Source organism: Kurthia zopfii (genome assembly GCF_003143955.1).
Classification (GTDB): domain Bacteria; phylum Bacillota; class Bacilli; order Bacillales_A; family Planococcaceae; genus Kurthia; species Kurthia zopfii.
Genome location: NZ_QFVS01000062.1, coordinates 1 through 6146, shown reverse-complemented (window position 1 = coordinate 6146; position 6146 = coordinate 1). Strand labels below are relative to the sequence as shown.

The 6146-nt window shown below is 36.9% G+C and carries 9 protein-coding genes and 1 rRNA gene; all 10 read left to right on the top strand.

Going from position 1 to position 6146, the window contains the following annotated elements:
* A 5S ribosomal RNA gene (gene rrf / locus DF281_RS14075) occupies positions 1-92 on the top strand; the annotation flags it as partial.
* Between the two features lie 238 nt (positions 93-330).
* Positions 331-957, top strand: coding sequence for a dTMP kinase (gene tmk / locus DF281_RS14070; RefSeq protein ID WP_109350896.1), 627 nt, complete (start codon positions 331-333; stop codon positions 955-957).
* A 71-nt stretch (positions 958-1028) separates the two neighbouring features.
* Entirely contained in the window at positions 1029-1358 is a 330-nt protein-coding gene (locus DF281_RS14065; protein ID WP_109350895.1) for a cyclic-di-AMP receptor, read from the top strand.
* 16 nt (positions 1359-1374) lie between these two features.
* On the top strand, positions 1375-1812 hold the full coding sequence (locus DF281_RS14060; RefSeq protein WP_109350894.1) for a YaaR family protein: 438 nt from the start codon (positions 1375-1377) through the stop codon (positions 1810-1812).
* 58 nt (positions 1813-1870) lie between these two features.
* Positions 1871-2875 carry a DNA polymerase III subunit delta' gene (gene holB, locus DF281_RS14055; protein ID WP_109350893.1) on the top strand — a complete coding sequence of 335 codons (1005 nt, stop codon included), beginning with the start codon at positions 1871-1873 and terminating at the stop codon, positions 2873-2875.
* Positions 2868-3686, top strand: coding sequence for a PSP1 domain-containing protein (locus DF281_RS14050; RefSeq protein ID WP_109350892.1), 819 nt, complete (start codon positions 2868-2870; stop codon positions 3684-3686). Before holB ends, DF281_RS14050 begins: the two co-directional genes overlap by 8 nt.
* Before the next feature lie 21 nt (positions 3687-3707).
* On the top strand, positions 3708-4085 hold the full coding sequence (yabA, locus tag DF281_RS14045) for a DNA replication initiation control protein YabA (RefSeq protein ID WP_109350891.1): 378 nt from the start codon (positions 3708-3710) through the stop codon (positions 4083-4085).
* Positions 4086-4139: 54 nt separating this feature from the next.
* A complete protein-coding gene (locus DF281_RS14040; RefSeq protein ID WP_109350890.1) occupies positions 4140-4886 on the top strand; it encodes a tRNA1(Val) (adenine(37)-N6)-methyltransferase in 747 nt (248 codons plus the stop codon).
* Entirely contained in the window at positions 4873-5160 is a 288-nt protein-coding gene (locus DF281_RS14035) for a GIY-YIG nuclease family protein (protein ID WP_109350889.1), read from the top strand. Before DF281_RS14040 ends, DF281_RS14035 begins: the two co-directional genes overlap by 14 nt.
* Positions 5138-6013, top strand: a complete 876-nt coding sequence (rsmI, locus tag DF281_RS14030; protein ID WP_166636161.1) for a 16S rRNA (cytidine(1402)-2'-O)-methyltransferase — start codon at positions 5138-5140, stop codon at positions 6011-6013. The genes DF281_RS14035 and rsmI overlap by 23 nt, the downstream gene beginning before the upstream one ends.
* Positions 6014-6146: the final 133 nt, after the last annotated feature.

Sequence of the window (6146 nt, the reverse complement as noted above, 5' to 3'; positions counted from 1 at the left end):
ACACCCGTTCCCATGTCGAACACGGAAGTTAAGCTCTTTAGCGCCGATGGTAGTTGGAGGTTTCCTCCTGTGAGAGTAGGACATTGCTACGCAAACGAAGAACCACTTGTAGAGTGGTTCTTTTTTTTATGTCAAAAATACTTATATTTAGCATTTAGAACATTTCTTTGATTATGTTATGATAGTTCCAAGGAGTTGAATCTTTATATGAAAAAATATATTCGTTGGGTTGCAATTGCAATTACAGTTATAGGTTCAATGCTTATTAAATCAAAAAAAGCAAAATAAGATGCTATATTCAATAGTGATTAATAGAGGAGATTTTATATAGTGGGAAATTCATTATTTATTTCATTTGAAGGGCCAGAAGGTGCTGGTAAAACGACTATTCTAAAACTGATTGCTGAAAAATGCAAAGAACAGGGAATAGAAGTGTTAACTACTAGAGAACCAGGTGGTAGTAAAATTGCAGAAAAAATCCGTTCAATCATTTTAGATCCAGAACATACTGAAATGGATTCAAGAACGGAAGCATTATTGTATGCTGCGGCGCGAAGCCAACATTTTGCAGAAAAAATTGCACCAGCTTTAGCAAGTGGTAAGTTTGTTTTATGTGACCGCTTTATTGATTCTTCACTAGCTTATCAAGGCGTAGGACGTAATTTAGGAATAGATGCTGTACATGACATTAATGTATTTGCTATCGGTGATCAAATGCCTGATTTTACTATTCTATTCGACTTAGAACCAGAAGTAGGTTTAGCTAGAATTAATGCGAATAGTGGGCGAGAAATCAATCGATTAGATGTTGAAAGTCTTGCTTTCCATCAAAGTGTCAGAGAAGCTTACTTACAATTAGCGAAGAAATACCCTAACCGAATTCGAGTGGTAGATGCTTCAAAAAATGTCGATGAGGTTGTACATGAAGTATGGGGAATTTTACAAACATATATGTAAGAGAAGAAAGCATTTGTACAGTTGTGGTATAATTTAAAGAAAGAATCAATTATATAGTGGGGTGGAGACGTATGAAATTAGTGGTAGCAGTAGTACAAGACCAAGATAGTAATCGACTTTCCAACGCTTTAACAAAAAACGATTTTAGAGCAACAAAGTTAGCAAGTACGGGTGGATTCCTTAAGTCTGGGAATACTACTTTTTTAATAGGTACTGAAGATTCATTAGTACCGAAAGCGTTAGATGTAATTCGTGAAAACTGTCGTGCACGTGATCAAATGGTGGCACCTATTTCACCAATGGGCGGGAATGCAGATTCGTATATCCCATATCCTGTTGAAGTAGAAGTCGGTGGAGCAACAGTATTTGTATTACCAATTGAACAGTTCCATCATTTTTAGAGTGGAGGCGTAATCATTGAAGATTAATCAAGATCTTCGAATTGGTAATAACCAAGCTAGAAAGCCTGTAGCGTTACAACAGCCAAACACACGCTTTGGAGATATGGTGTTAAACCAAGGTCAAAAAATGCAAACGGAACAAGTAACAAAGCTTTTAGGTGATATATCTTCTGCTGGAGATCGAATTGCAAGATCAAAAAACTTAAGAGATCTAGCGAAGTTCAAAATGTTAATTAAACGCTTTTTAAAAGAAACGGTTTCTTCAGGTATGGAATTGAAACAATCTCATACATGGAATCGATTTGGTGAAGGGCGTCGTTTGAAAATCGTAGATACGATTGACGAAAAACTACTTGAATTAACGGAAGATATGTTAAATGAAGAAAAAAGCTCAGTGGATTTATTAGCAAAAATAGGTGAAATCAAAGGTCTATTAATTAATTTATATACTTAAATCCCGTGGTTCTCGGTGTAACCGAAACACGGGTTTTTTTCAAAAAAGAGGTGATCACGTGCAATATGATGTAGCATTATTAAAAGACATTCAACCAAATGCATTGAAACAACTACAATCCATTTATAAAAATGGTAAAGTGGGGCATGCTTACATATTTGAAGGCACAAAAGGTTCTGGTGTCGAGGAAATGATGCGTTATTTCACACAATTATTGTTATGTGAACATCCAATAGAAAATGTTCCATGTGAAACATGTAGAAGTTGTGCGCGAGTGAAATCTGGAAACCACCTAAATTATTTAGAAGTTCATCCGGATGGCCAATTTATTAAAGTGGATGCGATTGAGACACTTTTAGATGAATTAAGTAAAAAGGGGCTTGAGGCTGGCAGGAAGGTTTATGTAGTTTATGAATCAGAAAGACTAAACGTGAAATCTGCGAATAAATTACTTAAAATACTGGAAGAACCAGACGGACTAGTAACAGCAATTTTTCTAACAAAAAATATTAATGCTATTATTCCAACGATCCGCTCTAGATGTCAGCATATAAAATTTCAGCCAGTATCGCGTAAAATGATGATAATGGCTTTGCAAGAACAGCAAGTCACGCACTCGGTAGCCTCTACATTAAGTATGGTAACCGCAAATTTAGATGAGGCAATTACTCTTTCTCAAGATGATGAGTTTGCACTTGCAAGAAAAACAGTGTTAAAATTGGTAGAGGCAATATCAATTAATGTACATGAGGCTTTATTAGTTGTACACGAATATTGGTTGCCCACCTTTAAAGAAAAAGAGCAGGTGGAATTAGCATTAGACCTATTACTGTTCGCGATTCGTGATATAGTTACCATAAAGGCAAATTCAGATGGAGAGCTTACGTACCCAGACATGAAACAAGTTTGGACGCAAATGGCTTTAAATTCATCATATAACTCACTGTCGGCTCAATTACAGGCTATTTTAAAAGCCCGCCAGCAGTTGCAAAGTAATATGAACCGAACATTGCTGATGGAACAGTTAATGCTAGACCTTCAGGAGGGGAAATCCTTTGTATAAAGTAGTCGGTGTTCGCTTTAAAAAAGCGGGTAAGATTTATTATTTTGATCCCGGTGAATTTTCAATTGAAAAAGGAGAATACATTATTGTAGAAACTGCACGCGGCGTAGAATACGGCAAAATTGTCGTTGAAGTGCGTGAAGTGGATGAAAATGATGTAGTGCTTCCGCTTAAGCAAGTAGTAAGACCTGCTGATGAGAAAGATCGTGTCCAAGTTGAAGAAAATTCAAAGGATTCTAAACGAGCTTTTGATTTAGCAACTGAGAAAATAGTAGAACATAACTTAGACATGAAATTAGTCGATGTTGAATATACATTTGATCGAAATAAAATTATTTTCTATTTTACAGCAGAAGGTCGCGTAGACTTCCGTGAGTTAGTAAAGGATCTTGCTGCGGTGTTCCGTACAAGAATCGAGTTACGACAAATCGGTGTTCGTGACGAAGCTAAAATGTTGGGTGGGATTGGTCCATGTGGCCGTATGCTATGTTGTTCAACTTTTTTAGGAGATTTTGAGCCAGTATCAATTAAAATGGCAAAAGATCAAAACTTATCATTAAATCCTACAAAAATTTCAGGTTTATGTGGTCGTTTAATGTGTTGTTTAAAATACGAAAATGATGAGTATGAAGAAGTTAGAGAGAAAATGCCGGATGTTGGTCGTACCGTAAACACACCTGACGGAAAAGGTAAGGTAGTAGGTATGAATATTTTAGAAAGAATTCTACAAATAGAATTATTCGAGCAAAAGCGTGTTTTAGACTATACTTTGGATGAGATTCTGCAAAGCGCGAGCAGTTCAAACCAATAGATAAATAATGAGGTGGCTTGAGTGAAGGACCGTAATTTTTTAGATAATGTTATGGAATTCGAACAGCAACTAGATTTGATGCAAAAGCAGTTTGAAGTATTGAAAAACTCTGTTGCATCAATGATGGAGGAGCATCAAGCGCTCCAAATGGATAACCACCACTTACGCACAAGACTTGAGAAAGTAATGGCGAGTAGTGAAGTAATCGGGAATGAAGAAAAGCCAGAGCATGCGAAAAAAGATGCTTTTGATATTGGTGAGGGCTACGATAATTTAGCCCGTCTTTATCACGAAGGTTATCACGTATGTTCATTGAATTTTGGTAGTTCAAGAAAAGGCGAAGAATGTTTATTCTGTCTTACGTTTTTTGATAAAAAAGGCGAAAAGCAAAAAGGCTAAAGACTGATTCCACTTTTGTGGCTCAGTCTTTTGCTATGTTGGAGGTAATGTTAGATGGACGAATGGTTGAAAGATGATGAACGAATGGATTACTTATTAAATGAAAACTTAAGAATTATTCAGAGCCCATCCGTTTTTTCTTTTTCATTAGATGCAGTTCTTTTATCTAGATTTGTAAATGTACCACATCATAAAGGGAGTATTGTTGATCTTTGTGCAGGGAATGGTGCAATTCCGTTGTTTTTAAGCGCTCGTACAAAAGCGAAAATCACGGCTGTTGAATTACAAGATCGCCTAGCTGATATGGCGGAGCGTAGTGTGAAGTACAACGAATTAGAAGAACAAATTGAAATTATCAAAGGTGATGTTAAAACGATCGCGCCTGTACTCGGAGTCGAGAAGCATGATGTCGTGACGTGTAATCCACCCTATTTTTTAGCGCATGAAGCGAGTGATAAAAATTTAAAAGAGCATATGGCAATTGCAAGACATGAAATTCACTTGAAGTTGGATGAAATGATTTACACGACAGGTAAATTGTTAAAGCAAGGTGGAAAAGCAGCGTTTGTCCATAGACCTGGAAGATTATTAGATATCGTTACAGCTATGAGAGCGAATCGAATCGAGCCGAAGCGTATTCAGTTTGTTTATCCGAAATCGGGTAAGGAAGCGAATACTCTTTTAATAGAAGGAATTAAAGATGGTAAACCAGACTTGAAAATTCTACCGCCGTTATATGTCTATGATGATGCGGGTGAATATACGCCAGTGGTTAGAGAGATGTTGTATGGAAAAGAATGATCAGCATTTTATGTATGTATTAAAATGCGCTGATGACACTTTGTATACTGGGTATACGAATAATTTAGAAAATCGTCTACGCACACATAATGAAGGAAAGGGCGCGAAATATACGAGAGCGCGATTACCTGTTGTGTATGTTTATACGGAATTATTTGAGTCGAAATCAGAGGCGCTTTCTGCCGAATATCATTTTAAAAAGAAAACGAGAAAACAAAAGCTTATTTATATAGAAGAAAGTAGGTGCAAAAATGATTCAAACTCAAATGAGTAGTCAACATGAAAAAGGGCCTTGTCTATATTTAGTACCGACACCAATCGGTAATTTAGAAGATATGACAATGCGTGCAATCCGAATTCTAAAAGAATCAGATGTTATTGCAGCTGAAGATACGAGAAATACGAAACGTCTATGTAATTATTTTGAGATTGATACACCGCTTACAAGCTATCATGATCATAATCAGGAGCAGGGCGGCGAAAAATTATTACAGATGCTACGAGAGGGTAAGACGATTGCGTTAGTGAGCGATGCAGGTTTACCAGCTATTTCTGATCCAGGTGCTGATATTTCAATGAAGGCGATTGAAGAAGGTTTTGCTGTCGTACCACTACCGGGCGCGAATGCAGCGATTACTGCGTTGATTGCTTCTGGTTTACCGACGCAACCATTTTACTTCCATGGTTTTTTAAGCCGTTATAAGAAGGAACGCCGTGAAGGATTAGAGCAATTGAAAAAACGCCAAGAAACGATTTTACTTTATGAAGCGCCACATCGATTGAAAGATGCGTTGAAAGATATGCAGCTGGTCTTAGGTGAACGAAGAATCGTACTTGCTCGTGAAATTACGAAGAAGTTTGAAGAATTCATTCGAGGTTCAATTGATGAAGTAATCGAGTGGGCGAATGAAAATGAAATTCGTGGAGAGTTTGTTATTGTAATAGAAGGAACTCATGAAGAAGTGATTGAAGAAGCTGCGTGGTGGGAAGATTTAGCGATCGTGGATCATGTGACGCAACTGATGGAGCAGAAGGATATTTCTTCAAAAGAAGCAATTAAAGAAGTAGCGAAAGAACGTGGACTTCAAAAACGCGAAGTTTATCAGCAATATCATGTAGAAGAATAAAAAAAGAAGGTTCTACAATAAATAACGTTGGTGAAGAAAAAAGCACCGATCTCTCATCAGATCGGTGCGGAAACTTCATGAACGTTATTTTTATTCAAAAAAAATAGAAAACAAGTGAGTTTCCCTATAGAAT